This window comes from Pseudomonadota bacterium (assembly GCA_027624715.1).
Lineage (GTDB): Bacteria > Pseudomonadota > Gammaproteobacteria > Burkholderiales > Eutrophovitaceae > Eutrophovita.
The window spans coordinates 26,082-45,391 of the sequence record JAQBTV010000008.1 but is presented as its reverse complement, the minus strand read 5'-3'; the positions used below and the strand labels follow the sequence as shown (position 1 = coordinate 45,391).

The 19,310-nt window shown below is 44.8% G+C and carries 16 protein-coding genes and 1 tRNA gene; 5 read left to right on the top strand and 12 right to left on the bottom strand.

The genetic code is table 11. From position 1 onward, the window contains the following. Nucleotides 1-196: 196 nt before the first annotated feature. The 5 genes from lon to O3A65_06530 form a co-directional block, all read right to left on the bottom strand. Nucleotides 197-2,614 (bottom strand): endopeptidase La, encoded by a 2,418-nt coding sequence (gene lon / locus O3A65_06550; GenBank protein MDA1332127.1) that lies wholly within the window; start codon nucleotides 2,612-2,614, stop codon nucleotides 197-199. A 74-nt stretch (nucleotides 2,615-2,688) separates the two neighbouring features. Continuing rightward, nucleotides 2,689-3,972 (bottom strand): ATP-dependent Clp protease ATP-binding subunit ClpX, encoded by a 1,284-nt coding sequence (gene clpX, locus O3A65_06545; protein ID MDA1332126.1) that lies wholly within the window; start codon nucleotides 3,970-3,972, stop codon nucleotides 2,689-2,691. Between the two features lie 73 nt (nucleotides 3,973-4,045). Next, complete coding sequence (gene clpP / locus O3A65_06540; GenBank protein ID MDA1332125.1) at nucleotides 4,046-4,669, bottom strand: ATP-dependent Clp endopeptidase proteolytic subunit ClpP; 624 nt, start codon at nucleotides 4,667-4,669, stop codon at nucleotides 4,046-4,048. Next, nucleotides 4,666-5,973 (bottom strand): trigger factor, encoded by a 1,308-nt coding sequence (tig, locus tag O3A65_06535; protein MDA1332124.1) that lies wholly within the window; start codon nucleotides 5,971-5,973, stop codon nucleotides 4,666-4,668. The genes clpP and tig overlap by 4 nt, the downstream gene beginning before the upstream one ends. A 94-nt stretch (nucleotides 5,974-6,067) precedes the next feature. After that, nucleotides 6,068-6,152, bottom strand: a tRNA-Leu gene (locus tag O3A65_06530). 105 nt (nucleotides 6,153-6,257) lie between these two features. On the opposite strand from O3A65_06530, the gene hpnC reads away from it, so the two are divergent. From hpnC to O3A65_06510, 4 genes are read left to right on the top strand one after another with little or no spacing between them, the layout of a single operon-like run. Continuing rightward, the gene (gene hpnC / locus O3A65_06525; GenBank protein ID MDA1332123.1) at nucleotides 6,258-7,070 is read left to right on the top strand and encodes a squalene synthase HpnC; all 813 of its coding nucleotides are present in this window, start codon (nucleotides 6,258-6,260) and stop codon (nucleotides 7,068-7,070) included. After that, nucleotides 7,070-7,903, top strand: a complete 834-nt coding sequence (gene hpnD, locus O3A65_06520) for a presqualene diphosphate synthase HpnD (protein MDA1332122.1) — start codon at nucleotides 7,070-7,072, stop codon at nucleotides 7,901-7,903. Before hpnC ends, hpnD begins: the two co-directional genes overlap by 1 nt. A 5-nt stretch (nucleotides 7,904-7,908) precedes the next feature. Continuing rightward, complete coding sequence (gene hpnE, locus O3A65_06515; protein MDA1332121.1) at nucleotides 7,909-9,195, top strand: hydroxysqualene dehydroxylase HpnE; 1,287 nt, start codon at nucleotides 7,909-7,911, stop codon at nucleotides 9,193-9,195. Next, nucleotides 9,192-9,944 carry an SDR family NAD(P)-dependent oxidoreductase gene (locus tag O3A65_06510; protein MDA1332120.1) on the top strand — a complete coding sequence of 251 codons (753 nt, stop codon included), beginning with the start codon at nucleotides 9,192-9,194 and terminating at the stop codon, nucleotides 9,942-9,944. The genes hpnE and O3A65_06510 overlap by 4 nt, the downstream gene beginning before the upstream one ends. Here O3A65_06510 and O3A65_06505 read toward each other — a convergent pair. Next, on the bottom strand, nucleotides 9,932-10,357 hold the full coding sequence (locus O3A65_06505; protein MDA1332119.1) for a thioesterase family protein: 426 nt from the start codon (nucleotides 10,355-10,357) through the stop codon (nucleotides 9,932-9,934). The two genes, O3A65_06510 and O3A65_06505, sit on opposite strands and share 13 nt — an antisense overlap. Before the next feature lie 127 nt (nucleotides 10,358-10,484). On the opposite strand from O3A65_06505, the gene O3A65_06500 reads away from it, so the two are divergent. Then, nucleotides 10,485-12,095: an electron transfer flavoprotein-ubiquinone oxidoreductase gene (locus tag O3A65_06500; protein ID MDA1332118.1), complete on the top strand. Its 1,611-nt coding sequence runs from the start codon at nucleotides 10,485-10,487 to the stop codon at nucleotides 12,093-12,095. A gap of 148 nt (nucleotides 12,096-12,243) precedes the next feature. Here the strand turns inward: O3A65_06500 and O3A65_06495 are convergent, their stop codons facing one another. The 6 genes from O3A65_06495 to radA form a co-directional block, all read right to left on the bottom strand. After that, on the bottom strand, nucleotides 12,244-12,642 hold the full coding sequence (locus O3A65_06495) for an acyl-CoA thioesterase (GenBank protein MDA1332117.1): 399 nt from the start codon (nucleotides 12,640-12,642) through the stop codon (nucleotides 12,244-12,246). After that, nucleotides 12,642-14,438, bottom strand: coding sequence for an acyl-CoA dehydrogenase (locus O3A65_06490; protein MDA1332116.1), 1,797 nt, complete (start codon nucleotides 14,436-14,438; stop codon nucleotides 12,642-12,644). The genes O3A65_06495 and O3A65_06490 overlap by 1 nt, the downstream gene beginning before the upstream one ends. A 36-nt stretch (nucleotides 14,439-14,474) precedes the next feature. Then, the gene (locus O3A65_06485; protein ID MDA1332115.1) at nucleotides 14,475-15,404 is read right to left on the bottom strand and encodes an FAD-binding protein; all 930 of its coding nucleotides are present in this window, start codon (nucleotides 15,402-15,404) and stop codon (nucleotides 14,475-14,477) included. After that, nucleotides 15,404-16,153, bottom strand: a complete 750-nt coding sequence (locus O3A65_06480; GenBank protein ID MDA1332114.1) for an electron transfer flavoprotein subunit beta/FixA family protein — start codon at nucleotides 16,151-16,153, stop codon at nucleotides 15,404-15,406. Before O3A65_06480 ends, O3A65_06485 begins: the two co-directional genes overlap by 1 nt. Nucleotides 16,154-16,249: 96 nt before the next feature. After that, the gene (locus O3A65_06475; GenBank protein MDA1332113.1) at nucleotides 16,250-17,881 is read right to left on the bottom strand and encodes an acyl-CoA synthetase; all 1,632 of its coding nucleotides are present in this window, start codon (nucleotides 17,879-17,881) and stop codon (nucleotides 16,250-16,252) included. Between the two features lie 48 nt (nucleotides 17,882-17,929). Next, nucleotides 17,930-19,279: a DNA repair protein RadA gene (gene radA / locus O3A65_06470; protein MDA1332112.1), complete on the bottom strand. Its 1,350-nt coding sequence runs from the start codon at nucleotides 19,277-19,279 to the stop codon at nucleotides 17,930-17,932. Between the last annotated feature and the right edge of the window lie 31 nt (nucleotides 19,280-19,310).

The following is a 19,310-nucleotide window of genomic DNA, read 5'->3' as shown; positions in this document are numbered from 1 at the left end:
TAATTTTCCAATTTTGTTACCGGGCCATTCACCTAGCCCGCACGTTTGTATCTGTCGTCAACGGGATATATCTAAACTCCTCCTCTTGACGCTATTAAATTCCACTTCATTTATAACAACTGCAAACTATAAGGTAGTAAACATGAACCGATACACAGTGGAGCAAAGACTAGATTATTAGCCTTGCTGGCTCTTTTTAGTGCTTGACTCGGGTAGATTTCCCAACATTAGTTTCGACAGATGGAATAGGTACCTCGTCTGATTGATCTACTGGCAGCGAGATTGGTCGATGTTCTAGAGCAATATCGAGTGCTTCGTCTATCCACTTTACAGGACGAATATCTATTCTACCTTTTATATTATCAGGAATGTCGACCAAATCTTTGATATTTTCCTGGGGTATTAGAACTGTCTTGATGCCTCCTCTATGAGCTGCTAATAATTTTTCCTTTAAACCTCCAATAGCAAGCACTTCCCCCCTAAGAGTAATTTCTCCCGTCATCGCGACATCGCATCGCACTGGTATCTTGGTGATCGACGAGACTAGTGCAATAGTCATCGCGACGCCAGCAGATGGCCCATCTTTTGGCGTGGCACCCTCTGGCACATGAACGTGAATATCATGCTTCTCAAAAACATCATCAGGAATACCTAAAACATGGGCTCTCGAGCGCACAACTGAGCGGGCAGCCTCAACCGACTCCTTCATCACATCACCAAGAGAACCAGTGCGCAGTATGTTTCCTTTTCCAGGAAGGATGACCGACTCAATGGTCAACAGCTCCCCTCCTACTTCAGTCCACGCCAAACCGGTAACCTGGCCAATTTGATTTCTCTTTTCAGCAAGTCCAAAACTAAATTTGCGTACGCCAAGATATTTATCTAAGTTCTTAGCTGTGACACTTATTTTTTCAGATATCTTGTTTACCGAAATAGCGGTTACTACTTTGCGGCAGATCTTTGAGATTTCTCTTTCCAAAGAACGCACACCGGCCTCTCGCGTGTAGTACCTAACAATATCCCTGATGGCGCCATCCGAAATTGAGATCTCATGTTTCTCAACGCCATTGTTCTTTAGCTGTTTTGGCAACAGATAGCGTATTGCAATATTTATTTTTTCGTCTTCCGTATAACCGGCCAGACGAATAACCTCCATCCGGTCCAATAAAGGATTAGGAATATTCATCGAATTAGCAGTTGCCACGAACATGACATCTGACAAGTCGTAGTCGACCTCTACGTAGTGGTCTGCAAATTTATCGTTTTGCTCTGGATCTAAGACTTCAAGAAGTGCTGAGGACGGATCTCCACGAAAATCCATGCCCATTTTATCAACCTCATCGAGGAGAAATAATGGATTTCGCACTCCAATTTTGCCCATATTTTGCAGAATCTTACCGGGCATCGAGCCGATATATGTCCTTCTATGCCCGCGAATCTCAGCCTCATCTCGAACACCACCTAGAGACATTCGAGTGAACAAACGATTAGTCGCTTTGGCGATTGACTGACCCAATGAGGTCTTACCAACTCCCGGAGGCCCGACAAGACAAAGTATCGGAGCTTTGAGCTTGTCTACACGCTGCTGGACAGCAAGATACTCAATGATTCGTTCTTTGACTTTATCTAGTCCATAATGATCTTCGTTAAGAATTTTTTCGGCGGCCTTAAGATCAGCCGAAACCTTACTTTTTTTCTTCCAAGGTAAACCAATTAAAGTCTCTATATAGTTCCTAACAACGGATGCCTCGGCAGACATAGGTGACATCAATTTTAATTTTTTCAACTCCCCATCAGCCTTACTTTTTGCCTCTTTAGACATACGAGCTAATTTGATTTTTTTCTCAAGCTCCTCTATGTCTGCTCCATCCTCTGAATCACCAAGCTCTTTTTGAATTGCCCTAACTTGCTCATTGAGATAGTACTCTCGCTGACTCTTCTCCATTTGACGCTTTACACGACCCCGAATACGACGCTCGACTTGCATAATATCTAACTCAGACTCTAACAAACCTAACAAGTGTTCGAGGCGCGCTTTTACATCCGTCAACTCCAACACCTCTTGTTTCTGACCAATCTTTAATGGCAAGTGAGCCGCTACTGTATCTGCTAATCTACCGGCCTCATCAACGCCCGCCAAAGAGTTCAGGATCTCTGGAGGTATCTTCTTATTAACTTTAACGTACTGCTCGAATTGAGTAACCAGAGCTCTGCGCATTCCCTCCAGCTTTGATGAATCGCCAGGAGTTGACTCCATTTCTTGGATATCGCAGCTTAGATGCGTTCCCTCGTCCAACACATGTTCCACCCGAGCTCGTTTAACTCCCTCAACTAAGACCTTAACCGTCCCATCTGGCAGCCTAAGCATTTGTAGGATGTTCGCAACGCTGCCCACTTGATACAAGTCGGAAGCATCAGGATCATCTTTGGTTGCAGTTTTTTGAGCAACAAGCATGACATGCTTCCCTGCTTCCATCGCGACTTCCAAGGCTTTATTTGATTTTACCCGCCCAACGAAGAGCGGTATCACCATGTGAGGAAAAACAACGACATCTCTAAGAGGAATTAGAGGATACGTACTATTTGTCTCGTTTCCCTGAAGTTTCTCACTCATGTTTGTACCTTTAGCATTATCAGACTACCTCAATACATGGAGACTAATTACAAAAATTCAAGACCAACGAAACATTATGCGTTTGATGCCAATGAGCGAGAAACCGCATAATCCTGATCGGAGTAAATCAAAAGCGGCTTCGTTCCTTCCAACACAGTAGTTCCGTCAACAACGACCTTCTCAACATTTTTCAATGATGGAAGCTCATACATAACATCAAGCAGCACGCTCTCAATGATGGATCTAAGGCCTCGTGCTCCCGTTTTTCTCTCGACTGATTTTTTGGCAATCACGGAAAGTGCATCAGATCTAATATCCAGAACAGCCCCTTCCATCGCAAACATTTTTTTGTACTGTTTGAGCAGTGAATTTTTAGGCTCTGTTAGAATTTGGATCAGAGAATTTTCATCCAACTCCTCCAGAGTCGCCAGCACGGGAAGCCTTCCAACGAACTCAGGGATCAATCCAAACTTAATGAGATCCCCTGGCTGCACACTCTTCAACACGTTACCAATATCGCGGGCGGCATTCTTAGGTTTCACTTCAGCACCAAAACCGATACCACTTTTATCAGAACGATCTCGTATAATTTTTTCAAGCCCATCAAACGCACCACCACAGATAAACAGAATATTACTGGTATTTACTTGTACAAAATCTTGATTTGGATGTTTACGTCCACCCTGAGGCGGCACCGATGCAATGGTTCCCTCAATGAGCTTCAAGAGTGCTTGCTGCACGCCCTCCCCTGAAACATCCCGGGTGATGGACGGATTATCAGTTTTTCGTGAAATCTTATCAATTTCGTCTATATAGACGATACCTCTTTGAGCGCGGTCAACATCGTAGTCACACTTCTGCAGAAGCTTTTGGATGATATTTTCTACATCTTCGCCCACATAGCCAGCTTCAGTAAGGGTCGTAGCATCAGCCATCACGAATGGCACATTCAACAAACGCGCAAGCGTTTGAGCAAGTAGTGTTTTGCCTGAACCAGTTGGACCAACCAACAAAATATTGGACTTGGACAGCTCAACACCATCGTCAGTGGTCTCGTGCAAACGTCGATAGTGGTTATAAACCGCGACCGACAAAATACGTTTTGCCAACTCCTGTCCAATAACGTAGTCGTCAAGACTCTCCCTAATTTCCTTAGGAACAGGTAACGACGATAACTTTTCCTCTGAGCGCGTCTCAGCCAGAGCTTCTTCTAAAATGATATCGTTACACAGCTCAATACATTCATCACAGATGAATACAGAAGGTCCTGCTACTAACTTCTTCACCTCTTGTTGACTCTTACCGCAGAAGGAGCAGTAAAGAAGCTTTTCCGTATTGCTGTCGCTATTTTCAGTCATGAAACCCTATTCATTATCTTTCATATTTAAATATTGATAACAGAAATTTTGACACGATTAAATACATCAAGTTCTAACTTCTCTTAGACAGTATCTCATCAACTAAGCCGTAAGTTACCGCTTCTTCAGCACCGAGAAAATTATCTCGATCGGTATCTTTTTTTATCGATTCAATGGATTGCCCAGTATGTTCGGACAACAACCGGTTCAAGCGATCCTTAAGATAAAGGATCTCTTTTGCGTGAATTTCAATATCAGACGCTTGCCCTTGAAAGCCACCAAGTGGTTGATGAATCATTACGCGAGAGTTTGGAAGCACAAATCGCTTACCTTTTTGGCCCGCTGTCAGTAAAAATGCTCCCATACTCGCTGCCTGGCCGATACACAACGTACTTACGTCGGGCTTAATAAACTGCATGGTGTCATAGATGGCCATACCTGCTGAGACAACACCACCTGGAGAGTTGATATAGAATGAAATGTCCTTATCAGGGTTCTCAGACTCGAGAAACAGAAGCTGCGCAACCACCAAATTGGCGGTTAACTCATTTACCGGCCCTACCAAAAAGATAACTCGCTCTTTCAAAAGACGTGAGTAAATGTCGTAGGCTCTCTCTCCTCGGCCACTTTGCTCAATGACCATCGGCACCATCCCAAGCGCAGCGGGCGCTAGATAATCACTACCATTCATCGTCATTGATCTATACCCATGAGTTCGTCAAAGCTCAATTTAACTTCCTTTACCTGCGCTTTTTCTAAAGCCCAAGTCACCACATTCTTCTCAACCACGAACGATTCTAACTCTCTCAATCGCTGAGGGTTTTTGTAGTACCAATCTCGAATTTCCTGGGGTTTTTCATATCCAGTCGCCATTTCCTCAACCTCTTCTTTAAGTTGATAGGGCTTAGGCTGCAATTCATTTTTTTCTGCGATATACGCAATGATTAACCCCAGTTTAACGCGACGCGTGGCTTCTTCGACGAACATCTCTTTGGGAAGAGTAACCTCCCCAACTTTCAAGCCGCGCGATTCCATGTTCTGCTTCATTCGCTCAGCAAGCCTCTGCCCCTCTTCATCGATCAATGCTTGCGGCACGTCAAACTCTTCCTGATCAAGCAGCGCCTTCATGACGAGATCCTTTTGACGCGACGCCAATCGCTTGCGAACCTCAGAATCGACGTTTTTCTTAACATCAACACGAAGCTTGCCTACATCACCATCCTCAAAACCTAGCTGCTTAGCAAAATCGGCATTAATTTCAGGCAAAACGGCACCCAAAACCTCGTGGATCTTAACTTCGAACTGCGCCTTCTTCCCCGCTAAATCCTTGCTGGGATAATCATCAGGAAACTGGACATCAAAAGACTTCTCATCAGTAGCCCTTAATCCCGTCAACGCATTTTCAAAATCAGCAAGTAATCGGCCCTCTCCAAGTGGCATCATTACACCCTCGCCAGCACCCCCTTCAAAGAGTTCCCCGTCGACCGAGCCTTTAAAATCTAATTTTATTTGATCCCCAATCTCTGCGACTTTGTCCTTAACCACGAAATTAGCTCTTTGTTTTTGCATGATGCCAAGGGTTGAATCAACTTCTGCATCGCCAACACTGACTGTTGGCTTATCGATTGAGCAATTCGCAATATCCTTTATCGCGATTGCAGGATACACCTCGAAGGTAGCGATGAAAACAAAGTTGTCGTCTTCTTCCTTCTTCGCTTGGACATCGATTTTAGGAAGCCCTGCTATTTTCAACTCTTTTTGCGCTAAAGCGTCCCCAAGATTCTTGCCTATGACGTCACTCATAACTTCACTTCGCACTTGACCACCATGTTGTCGCTCAACAATCTTCACTGGAACCTTGCCGGGTCTGAACCCAGCGACTCTGACAGTCTTGGACAATCGACTTATACGGGAAACCACCTCACTGTTTATCTCGGCCATTGGCACAGAAATTGAGATTCTTCTTTCTAAGCTGCTGATTGTCTCTAGTGTTGCGTCCATACTAATCCCAAAAAATAATGCGTACACCCTCACCCGATTAGAGAGTGGTTATATTAAAATATCGCAGCCAAAACATCTAACTACTACATAAATTTGGTGCGAAAGGAGAGACTCGAACTCTCACACCTCTCGGCGCCAGAACCTAAATCTGGTGCGTCTACCAATTCCGCCACATTCGCACACAGGGCATTCTACTATAATCCCAATATCTCGGTTATTTGAGCCTAAAATTTTTAGCGTACTCAACTGCCTATAAACTCGCTTTAATTAATGGATATCTCGCTTTGCCCGTTGACCAATACGAAAACTTTCCTATCGCCTCGATAATGTTGCCCAAATATCTAAGGGCTCCTATCGAAACAATATATAACTTTGCGCGGACAGCAGATGATATAGCAGACCACAGCGAGCTACCAGCCCCTTTCAAAAAAGAGCGTTTAGGGTTTTTCCACGAAGAACTGAAGAGAATCCAATCTGACCAATCGCCACTCACTCTGCTTTTCTCTGAACTTGGGACTTTGATCACTCATCATAACCTGCCTATAACTTTGTTTTTTCAATTGCTCGATGCTTTCGAGCAGGATCTCACAACCAGACGATACGAAAACTTTACACAGCTTAAACTGTATTGCGATCGATCAGCTAATCCAATCGGTCGTATTCTGCTGCACTTGTTTTGCCATACTCACAATAACTACCTTCAGTGGTCAGATTCTATTTGCACCGGTCTTCAAATTATTAATTTTCTGCAAGACGTCACTGATGACTATGCAATAGGAAGAATTTATTTTCCCCAAGATGAGATGGACTCCTTTAGCGTCACCGAACATCACATTAAGAATAAAGTATTTGATCTGAATTGGTTAAATTTTATGGACTTTCAAACTAATCGCGCACGGCAATATCTGGTTGATGGCGCCGCACTTTACGAGAAGCTACCTGGCAGAATTGGTATGGAAATAAAAACAATTGTCAAATCAGGATTACAGGTCACCAACAAGCTCGCTGCTTCTCGAGGCAATGTTTTCGCTAAGCCCCATAAAATTAACTCATTGGACTTTGTGTCCATTTTATTCCAAACAGTTTTTCGTAAATAATGACACCGCAAGAGTACTGCAACCAAAAAACTGCACAGAGTGGATCAAGCTTCTACTATAGCTTCTTATTTCTCAAAAAAAATAAACGTGAAGCCATTACTGCCCTTTACGCGTTTTGTCGAGAGGTTGACGACATCGTAGATAAACCATCCGATGAACACGTTGCGAGATCAACGCTAGGTTGGTGGAACCATGAGCTAGACGCCATGTGGTCGGGCTCCCCTCAGCACCCAGTCACACAAGCACTCAGCCGCTTTATTGAACCCTATAAACTGGAGAAAAAATACTTCAAACTCATTATCGAAGGGATGTTGATGGATCTTGATAAAACGGAGTATCAGAATATGGAGCAGCTAACTCAATACTGTTATCGCTCCGCAGGCGCCGTTGGTATCCTCTCAGCAAATATTTTTGGCTACTCAAACCCAAGCACACTCATCTATGCGGAGCAATTAGGGCTTGCTCTTCAGTTAACGAATATTTTAAGAGACATAAATGAAGACCTTCAGCGTGCCAGGATATACATACCGCTAGACGAGTTGAAAAAAGCAGGGTTGAATAGAGAAACACTTCTAAGCGCGGTAGGGACGAAGCCCTTCGACGCATTAATCACGAATCAAGTCAATATTGCTTACGATCTTTTCGATTCTGCTCATTCGCATTTGCACCCAGATGATCGGCAGTCTCAAAAAGCCGGCTTAATCATGAGCGCCATTTACCGCAAACTTCTTCAAAAAATCGCATCCAAACCCTCTCAAATATTTCTTAAACGTCAATCACTGACGCCGATTGAAAAATTTTGGATTGCGTGCAAAGTTTGGGCAAAACTGTAAAAAATATGCCAGCCCTAAACGTTGCTATTATCGGAGCTGGTTGGGCTGGACTCTCCGCTGGCGTAACGCTGGTGGATGCTGGCGTGCCGACAACATTATTTGAATCTTCACACGTTCTCGGGGGGCGCGCTCGCCAGATCACAATTAACGAACAAATAATCGACAACGGTATACACCTGCTGTCGGGAGCCTACACAGCAACATTAGCACTACTAAGCCAAATACAAATACCCTTAGAGCCTCTCGATATAGACCGTCAGCCTTTTAAATATTCCTATGGTCCACTGCGAATCAACACCCCACGCCTCCCCTTCCCCGCAAAACAGTTACTAGGATTCTTATTTGCACGTGGACTAAACTTAACCGACAAACTTGCAGCCCTTAAATTTTTACAGCTAATTAAAGCTGAGAAGCTGGCAGTGCGACCATTCGAATCGGTGCAAAACTTGCTCTTACGTCACCAACAAACAGATACCTTAATAGAGCTACTGTGGAATCCGATTTGCATCTCAGCGCTGAATATCCAATGCGAACGGGGCTGCGCCTCCGTATTCACCAACGTAATTTCAGATGCCTTACTTGGGCCAAAAGGAAGTAGTGATATGTTGTTCCCCAAAAGTGACTTAACATCTCTTTTTGCATCACGAGCGGGAAGATATATTGAAAAACATGAAGGAATACTTCGTTTGGGATATCGAGCAAAAATTACTCAAGGCAAAAATAACGAGTTAACAATAAAAGATTCTAATGAATCATTCTCTCATATTGTGGTGGCAACATCTCCTCATAACGTAAGAAACGTATTTGAAGAATCATCAATGATTCGATCATCACTCAACCTAATCGACCAATTTACTTACGAACCCATTTACACCGTTTATCATCAATACAAAAAAAATACATCAACTAATGATCGAATGATAGGACTCAACTCACCCTACGCTCATTGGGTGTTCGACCGAGGGATAACTCACCAAGATTTAGGCCTCATTGGCGTTATTATCAGCGGGTCAGGCCTGCACCAAAACTTAACGAATGAGCAATTAGCTAGTAAGTCTGCAAACGTCCTTAATGACAATTTCGGCTTTGGAACCCCATTATGGAGCCAGGTACTTGCTGAAAAACGAGCTACCTTCTCTTGTACGCCAGGACTTAAACGACCCACGCAAATCACTGATAAAAATGGCATTATTCTCGCTGGTGACTACACCTATCAACGCTATCCAGCTACACTTGAAGCTGCAGTTCGAAGCGGTATGAAAGCCTCAGACATTATCATTAAATCATTATGAAACCTTTAATTGAGACTCTCGAAACAGGAATCCGATTAGATGACAAATCCATTTTGATTACTGGTGCATCCGGTGGAATTGGACGTGCCCTAGCGCTTTCATGCGCTGATCTCGGTGCAACCGTATTATTGAGCGGCAGAAACGTAAATGCCCTCAATGAAACCTATGACCTGATCAAATCAAAGGGCAATCACGAGCCGGCCACCTTAGAACTCGACCTCTGCAAGGCAACCGAAATAGAATTTGAGAATATCAATAGAGTCATCAAAGCAAATATTGGGCCTCTTCATGGGCTTGTTCATTGCGCGACCCACATTACAGAACTTGGACCTATCCGAAACTTAGGACTTTCTGCATGGCAAAGTCTTCTTAAAGTCAATGTCATTGCCCCCGCACTTTTGATACAAGCCTGCGAACCTCTATTCGAAGCCTCCGGGTCGGGGTCAGTCGTTCTCACGTCCGACACCCATGCATTATCTCTGGATGCATACTGGGGTGGTTACGCTGTATCAAAATCGGCTCTTAATGCTTATGCGAAATTACAATCGAATGAGTGGAAAAATGAAAGACCGTATAGGGTAAATGTGATCACGCCCGGACCTATTAACTCCCCTTTGCGATCAAAAACACACCCCGGCGAAGATCGTAACCTTCTGAGATCGATAGATTCTCTATTATCAACCTACATCTATCTATTAAGTGACTCGAGCAGTCATGTCAGTGGTGAAAATTTTGGTTACTCACCTTGAATTACGGCACGAAACCAATCAGGTACCTGTTTGGACTTTCCTACCGAAATATCGGCCCAAACCATAATCGCCTCAGCCTCAGCGAAAATCTCTGACTCATCACAACAATTTATAAGTTGGTGATATATGGCGAAACTACTTCTACTTAATCTTCCAACGTAACTCGTTACAGAAAATGCAGCCGGATACACAGCAGGCTTTAAATAACGACAGGTGATTGTTCCTAAAATAGGGCCCTCTGACTTGGAGTTGTAATCAACCCCTAACTCCTCAAACCAAGCGACGCGACATTCCTCAAAGTACCTCAAGTAAGCAACATTGTTCATATGCGCAAGGCTATCCATCTCACCCCAGCGCATACTCATACGATCAGTTCTAACTAATCGCATCGAATTTTTTAACGAAGTATCCATTTTTTTTGATCTCTAATCAGATGAAAATATGTCATAAATGAATTAATATTTATCCTTCGGAATATAACAGACTTAACGCAGGGAATCCCTGAGATCGTAGGAGTTGGTTTTGTCAGAACGAGAGTCAATGGAGTATGACGTTGTTATTATCGGCGCAGGACCTGCAGGGTTAGCATGCGCCATCAAACTAAAACAATTAGCGAATGATTCCGGAAAGGATCTAACTGCCTGCATCGTTGAAAAGGGTTCAGAGGTTGGTGCGCATACTTTATCAGGTGCGGTGATTGAAACTCGAGCGCTAGATGAGCTCATACCTGATTGGAAAAACTTAGGAGCGCCCTTACATACTTTAGTCACTGAAGATCGTCTTCTATATTTAACAGCCTCTAAATCCTATACTTTACCAACACCCTCGTATATGAATAACCACGGAAACTATATCGTGAGTTTAGGCAATGTCGTACGTTGGCTCGGACAACAAGCAGAAGGATTAGGTGTTGAAATTTATCCAGGTTTTGCCGCTACTGAAATACTTTTCAACAAAGATGGGTCCGTAAAAGGAGTTGCAACTGGGGATATGGGCGTTGGAAAAGACGGAGAACGTACCGACGGTTACCAGCAAGGAATAGAGCTTTATGCAAAACAAACCATCTTCGCAGAAGGCTGTCGCGGATCATTGACAAAAGCAGCTATAGAACGTTTCGATCTAAGAAAAGGTGTTGAACCACAAACCTATGGCATCGGCATCAAAGAACTTTGGGAGGTGTCTCCAGAAAACCACCAAGAGGGACTCGTCATCCACACAACGGGATGGCCGCTTGACCAGAAAACCTATGGCGGTTCATTTGTATATCACCTCGAGAACAATCAAGTTGCCGTCGGATTCGTCGTCGGGCTTGATTACAAGAACCCATTTCTATCTCCCTTTGAGGAATTCCAAAGATTTAAAACCCACCCAGATATCTGTAAAACTTTTGAAAAAGGTCGACGAATCTCCTTTGGGGCTAGAGCTATCTCAGAGGGTGGCTACCAATCAATCCCTCGGCTCTCATTCCCTGGTGGACTGCTCATCGGAGATGCGGCCGGCTTTCTGAACGTACCAAAAATCAAAGGCTCTCATACCGCTATGAAGTCCGGAATAGTGGCTGCGGAATCGCTCATGAGCTCTCTAAACTCAAGCAATACTAGAGCAACCCTGGATTACACTTATCGACTATCAAACTCATGGCTATGGACAGAACTCAAACAAGTTCGGAATATTCGACCATCGTTTAAGTGGGGGTTCTGGATTGGTATGCTCTACTCCGCTATTGACACCTACATACTTCGTGGAAAAGCGCCTTGGACACTGAAGCACCATGAAGATCATAAGCAACTCACTTTAGCAAGCAAGGCGAAAAAAATAAACTACCCTAAGCCAGATGGCATATTAACTTTTGATCGATTAACCTCAGTGTTTATTTCAAACACCAACCACGAAGAAAATCAAAAATGTCATTTGCAACTGAAAAACGAATCAACGCCGATCACAATCAACTTGACCGATTATGGCTCCCCAGAGCAATACTATTGCCCAGCTGGTGTCTATGAAATTGTTACGGAGCAGAATATTCCTAAACTGCAAATCAACGCACAAAACTGTGTTCACTGCAAAACGTGCGACATTAAAGATCCTACGCAGAATATTAACTGGGTCCCACCAGAAGGGGGCGGCGGACCCAATTATCCAAATATGTAAGCCGATCAACTCCAGCCATCAGCAAAATAGGTACATGGCTAACTTGGCTCAACAAGACCCACAGAATTACTATTGACTATATAACCGGATCTCCTTGCATATTGAGTGTATCTACATAATCAAGTTAGAAGGTTTGCCAACTAGAGTGTCAACTTCCATCAATCGCACGAGGCTTACGTTCATCATCAACCGAGACATAAGTAAGCGTTGCATCCGTGACTTTTACCGTTGCTTCTAAAGAGCGCCTTTGGGCATAAACCTCAACATCAACCGTAATTGACGTTTTTCCAACCTTAGAAACTGACGCATAAAAACTGACTACATCACCAATATGGACTGGTTGCTTAAACACAAAAGAGTTCACTGCAATCGTAACGATTCTTCCTTTAGCTAAAAGCGCCGCTGGAATACTTCCTGCGATATCTACTTGTGACATAATCCAACCGCCAAAAATATCACCACTGTAGTTCGCATCAGAAGGCATAGGAACCACTCGCAAAGTTGGGTCACGGTCCACTGGTAACACCTTATCTAAATTTACGGCCATCAGAAGTAAGACTCATCAAGTGACATGATCGTTTTATGGCCAGCCACGACTTGGTCTTTAAGCACTCCGGCTAATGGCAATATATTCTCTGCATAAAAGCGACTAGTCGCAAGTTTACCTCTATAAAATTTTGCGTTTGGACTCTCTGCATCTAACCCCTTCTTCGCGATTATTGCAGACCGCGCAAGCATCCAACCACCAGCAACTGTGCCGAAGAGTTTCAGTAGTGGGACAGATCCGGCATAAGCCGTCTGAGGATCTTTAGAATAAATATTGAGAACCCATTTAACTGACTCTTCAAGCGCCTCTACGGAAATTTGAAATTTATCTCTGATCATGGATAAACCGGAATGATCCTTAAATTCATCAAAATCTTGAATTGTTTGACGCATCTGACCAATTAACTGAAATGCAGTTATTCCGCGCTCTGTCGCGACTTTACGACCAATTAAATCGTTAGCTTGAATCCCAGTCGTCCCCTCATATATCGGCGTGATTCTTGCGTCACGTAGATACTGCGCCGCACCTGTTTCTTCTACAAAACCCATACCTCCATGAACCTGCACACCCATTGAAGTTATCTCTATCGACTGCTCAGTACACCAACCCTTGACGACGGGAGTTAAAAGGTCAAACATACTCTGGTAGTTCGCTCGCTCTGTCTCGTCTTCATGATGAAGCGCCCGATCAAGATAAGAACAAGTTTGAAGTGCTAAAGCACGCATTGCTTCCACTTGGGATTTCATGGTGAGGAGCATCCGCCTCACATCAGGATGATGGATGATTGAAACTCGCTCCCCAGAGCCAGCACCGATACTCCGCCCCTGTATACGTCCCTTGGCAAATTCAGCGGCACGCTGATACGAACGCTCAGAGATTGCCACACCTTCAATCCCTACTTCCAAACGCGCAAAATTCATCATCGTAAACATATACTGAAGCCCACGATTCTCTGCCCCAACAAGGTACCCAACAGCTCCATCGTCATCACCGTAGGCCATTACACAAGTAGGACTTGCGTGAATACCAAGCTTTTCTTCGATCGATACACACTTCACATCATTTCTTTCACCAATTGAGCCATCAGCGTTTACCAAAAATTTAGGAACCACGAATAAAGAAATCCCCTTGACCCCTTCGGGAGCATCTGGGGTACGCGCAAGAACGAGATGGACGATGTTATCTGCCATCGTATGCTCCCCCCACGTAATATAAATTTTAGTACCAAAAATTCGATAGAGATCACCGTCAGGAATCGCCTTTGCTCGAACCGCTGATAAGTCAGAACCTGCCTGAGGCTCTGTAAGATTCATTGTTCCCGACCACTCGCCACTGACTAATTTATTTAGGAAGACCCCCTTCAGCTCATCTGATCCATGTCTTTTAATCGCTTGGATTGCTCCGGCTGTAAGCATAGGGCATAGTGCAAACGACATGCAGGAGGCGTTCCACATCTCTGCCGTAAGTGCCGCGATTATATGAGGCAATCCTTGCCCACCCCATTGAGGATCATTTGCAAGTCCACCCCACCCACCATCACAAAATGCTTTGTATGCCTCGGAGAAACCTGCAGCAGGAGTTACAACGTGGTTTTCAAGTTTCGCCCCCTCCCGATCACCGGTCCAATTTAACGGGTCCAACACGCCAGTGGCAAACTTACCCGCCTCCTCAATGATGAAGCTTACTAACTCAGCGTTAATCTCTTCATTACCTGGTAGCGCTTGTATTGGTGCCAACCCAACCAGTTCGTTAACAACGAACTCCATGTCAGCTGCAGGTGCTTGATAGACGGACATTATTACATTCCTTTATTGAAATTAAATAGAGGCCAGCTAAATTAAGTTCGTAAGCTCTGGAACAGCTTCAAATAGGTCCCCAACGAAACCGTAGTCAGCCACTTGAAAAATAGGCGCCTCCTCATCTTTATTGATTGCCACAATGATCTTGCTATCTTTCATTCCTGCTAAATGTTGAATGGCTCCAGAAATACCAACTGCAATGTAGAGTTCAGGTGCAACTATTTTTCCAGTTTGCCCCACTTGATAATCATTGGGCACAAACCCAGAATCAACTGCGGCCCGAGATGCTCCAACGGCGGCCCCTAATTTATCTGCAAGCGCTTCTAAGAGTGAAAAATTTTCCGCACTTCCCATACCTCGTCCGCCAGAAACAATGACTCTTGCAGCAATTAACTCAGGCCTGGCTGATTTCGTCAATTCTTGCCTGATTAATGAGCTCAAATTTTTACTCCTCAACACATCAATGGACTCAACTATGCCACTTCCACCTTCAGCAGCACAAACATCAAATCCTGTTGTTCTAACAGTAATCACCTTGATCGAATCGGATGCTACCAACGTAGCTAAGGCGTTTCCAGCATAAATTGGCCTTATAAACGTGTCTTCGCTCTGCACTACTACAACATCAGAAATTTGTGCCACATCAAGAAGTGCAGCAACACGAGGCATCACATTTTTTCCAAAACTCGTAGCTGGCGCAAGAATATGAGAATAATTCTCAGCTACAGTCACCACAATGTCAGCCACGTCTTCTGCCAAACCATTTTTAAAATATTCGGCATCAGCTAACAATACTTTGGTAACACCAGCTAGTTTAGACGCAGCCTCAGCGACTAACGCACATTCAAAACCCGCCACCAAGATATGAATCTCTTTACCTAATTTTTGTCCAGCAGTAACCGTATTGAGCACGGCTCCTTTAATTGCCATGTTATCGTGTTCCGCAATAATCAGTGTGGCCATCAAATCACCTTCGCTTCATTTTTAAGTTTATCCAATAGCTCTTCAATAGAGCCAACCTTCTGACCTGCAATGCGCTGTGGAGGCTCAGTCACTTTGATCGTTTTAAGTCTCGGAGCTATATCCACTCCAAGTTCCTCAGGCGTCACTTTATCTATGACTTTCTTTTTAGCCTTCATAATATTGGGTAGCGTCACATATCTGGGCTCATTGAGTCTTAAGTCAGTTGTGATTACCGTAGGGAGCGTTACCTTAATCGTTTCCAGTCCACCATCAATCTCGCGCGTTACTAACGCCGCATCACCTTCTATCTCTACTTTTGAAGCAAACGTAGCCTGCGACCATCCGAGCTTTGCTGCAAGCATTTGACCGGTTTGATTGAAGTCATCATCAATAGCTTGTTTACCCATAATAACTGCTCTAGGCGCTTCTCTATCCACCAACTTTGCTAGAACTTTAGCAACCCCCAAAGGTTGTGTTTCTTGATCCGTCTCAACATGGATCGCACGATCTGCGCCAAGCGCAAGCGCCGTGCGAAGTGTCTCTTGGCAAGCCGTTGGCCCTATAGACACAGCAACAATTTCGGTAACAAGCCCTGCCTCTTTAAGACGCATCGCCTCTTCAACAGCAATTTCATCAAAAGGATTCATTGACATTTTCACGTTAGCCATTTCGACTCCGCTTTGGTCTGCCTTAACCCTAATCTTGACGTTGTAGTCAACAACCCGCTTTACTGGAATTAAAACCTTCATCAAATTTCGCCTTCTCACTAAAAAATTTAAACACAACAGTTGTTTTTTAGCGTACCACAACAGGATCATCTGATGCGAACTCGGACAAAACAACCGTTACTGATCTACTTCTCGTAGCCGCTCCCTGAGTGCCGCCTTTTGAATCTTTCCCGTTGACGTCTTTGGCAGTAAACCGAAAATCACCCTTTTCGGGCATTTATAATGAGCAAGGCGTTTTCGACAAAACGCAATCACATCGTCCTCAGTCAGCACCTCTTCCGCTGACTTCAAGGTAACGAAAGCGCAAGGAACTTCACCCCACTTCTCATCAGCCTGAGCCACAACTGCCGCCTCAAGGATACGACTGTCCTGACAAAGAACATCCTCAATCTCGATCGTTGATATGTTTTCACCTCCTGATATGATGATATCTTTGGATCGATCTTTAATCGTAACGTAACCAAACGTATCAATGATGGCCAAATCACCGGTATGGAACCAACCTCCATTGAATGCGGATTGCGTAGCATTCGGGTTTTTCAAGTACCCTTTCATTGTGATGTTGCCGCGAAAACAAATTTCCCCCATGGTCTTCCCGTCACGGGCGACGGGAAGCATTGTTTCGATATCCAATACATCCATTCCTTCTTGCACGACATACCGCACACCCTGCCGACCATTTTTTTGAGCACGCTCCTCCAATGAGAGATCCTCCCACTCAGGGTGCTGAGCGCACACCGCAGCTGGGCCATACACTTCGGTCAAGCCATACACATGGGTCAAGTCCACACCCAAAAGCTCCGCACCCTCAATGACCGATCTTGGAGGAGCTGCGCCTGCAATCATCCCCTTGACTCGTGATTTGAGCTTTTGACCTCCACCGGCTGAGGCGTTTATCAAGGTGTTATAAACCACCGGTGCGCCGCACATATGCGTGACATCATGGTCTCGCATTAAATCGAAGATGACATCAGACTCAACTCGCCGAAGGCAAATACTTGTTCCAGCAACAGCTGCCAACGTCCAAGGAAAACACCAACCGTTACAGTGAAACATTGGTAGCGTCCACAAGTATCTTGAAAAATAGGGCATAGTCCATGTCACCACATTACCAAGAGCGTTCAAATAAGCGCCTCGATGATGCGTCACAACGCCCTTGGGGTCACCAGTGGTTCCAGACGTATAGGACAAGGCAATCGCATCCCACTCATCCTCCGGCAATTTCTGCTTAAAAAACGAATCCCCACTTGCAATGAACGCTTCATATTCAATATCACTCGCCGGCGGTAACTCAGCAAAGTTCGCATCGGCGATATCAATCAATAGCGGTTTTTGCTTCAACGTTGACAACGCGGCATTGACCACGGCGTGATACTCTCGATCGACCAACAAAACCTTGGCACCTCCATGTTGAAGCATAAACGCAATCGCTCCAGAATCTAAACGCGTATTCAACGCATTAATAATGCCACCCGCCATTGGTATCCCGAAATGGGCCTCAAACATTGCGGGCGTATTGGGTGCCATAATCGCGACCGTATCGCCATACTCCAAACCAAGCCTCACTAACGCGGAGGCGAACTGCCTACATCGCGTATAAGTTTCTTTCCATGTTTGCTTCTGTCCTCCATAGACAACCGCCAGACGGTCTGGATAAACATCTGCAGCCCACGACATAAGAGAAATCGGAGATAAAGACGCATAATTTCCTTTGAGTTTTTTTAGCTCTCGATTAAACGCGTCACGCATCGCCTATCACACCTTTTCATTGAGTACTTTTATACCCTAACAATTCATCTAAAACACCGCATCAATGGCTTGGCTAATGTGCTCTACCTTGATTAACTCGATACCCTTTAAAATGGTTTTAGGAGCATTTGCTACGGGTATAATGGCTCGATCAAAGCCAAGCTTGAGTGCTTCTTTTAAACGATCCTGACCACGCTGTACCGCTCTGACCTCACCAGATAGGCCGATCTCGCCGAACGCTACAGTTTTACCACCAACCACTTTTCCTCTCAATGATGACACAATAGCCAAAAGGACCGGCAAATCTGATGCCGGCTCATTGATTCTGACACCGCCAACCGCATTAACAAAAATATCCTGATCGAACGCTGCTATGCCTGCATGTCGATGCAAAACCGCAAGCAACATAGCCAATCGATTTTGCTCCAGCCCAACGGTAAGTCGTCGTGAGTTAGCCAAATGGGAGGTGTCAACAAGCGCCTGTAGCTCCACTAAAAGAGGACGACTACCTTCTTGCGTCACCATGACACAACAACCAGCAACTTCTTTTCCGTGCTGTGACAAAAATAACGCAGATGGGTTAGCCACACCACGTAAACCTCGATCTGTCATCGCAAAAACACCCAGCTCATTAGCCGCTCCAAATCGATTTTTAATCGAACGAACCAAACGAAAACTCGAGTAAGCATCTCCCTCGAAGTACAAAACCGTATCAACGATATGTTCAAGCACACGAGGTCCGGCAATAGCGCCCTCTTTCGTCACATGACCGACCAACAACAATGTTGTGCCATTCGCTTTAGCAAAGCGCGTCAGTTGCGCTGCGCACTCTCGCACCTGGGACACGCTACCTGGCGCAGGCTGTATGTCCTCGGAATAGACCGTCTGAATTGAATCGATGACCACAACATCAGGCTTTTCTCGATTTAAGGTTTCAAGAATTCTGTTGATTTGGATTTCCGATAGCAGCAGCAACTTTTCCGATTTCAAATCTAACCGCTGCGCTCTGAGTCCAATCTGTTGCGATGACTCCTCACCGCTGACATAAATGGCCTTATGGTGTTCACTCATCGCACTCATGGCTTGGAGCAATAATGTCGACTTTCCGATTCCTGGGTCGCCGCCGATAAGAACCACGCCACCTCTCACAAGACCGCCACCGAGCACCCGGTCCAACTCGCTGCTATGAGTGGAAAACCTTGCCTCCTCTGAAGCCTTGATCGCGCCTATAGGTATCAGCGCATCAGTGATACTTAAAGACTGATACCGATCTCCACCTCGATTTACCATCGTTTCTTTAAGGACATTCCACTCATGACAATGAGGGCACTGCCCGGCCCACTTTTGGGTCTGTCCGCCACAACTGGAACACAAAAATACTGTCTTAGATTTGCTCATACCCAATTATATCGATGCACGAATTGGTAAT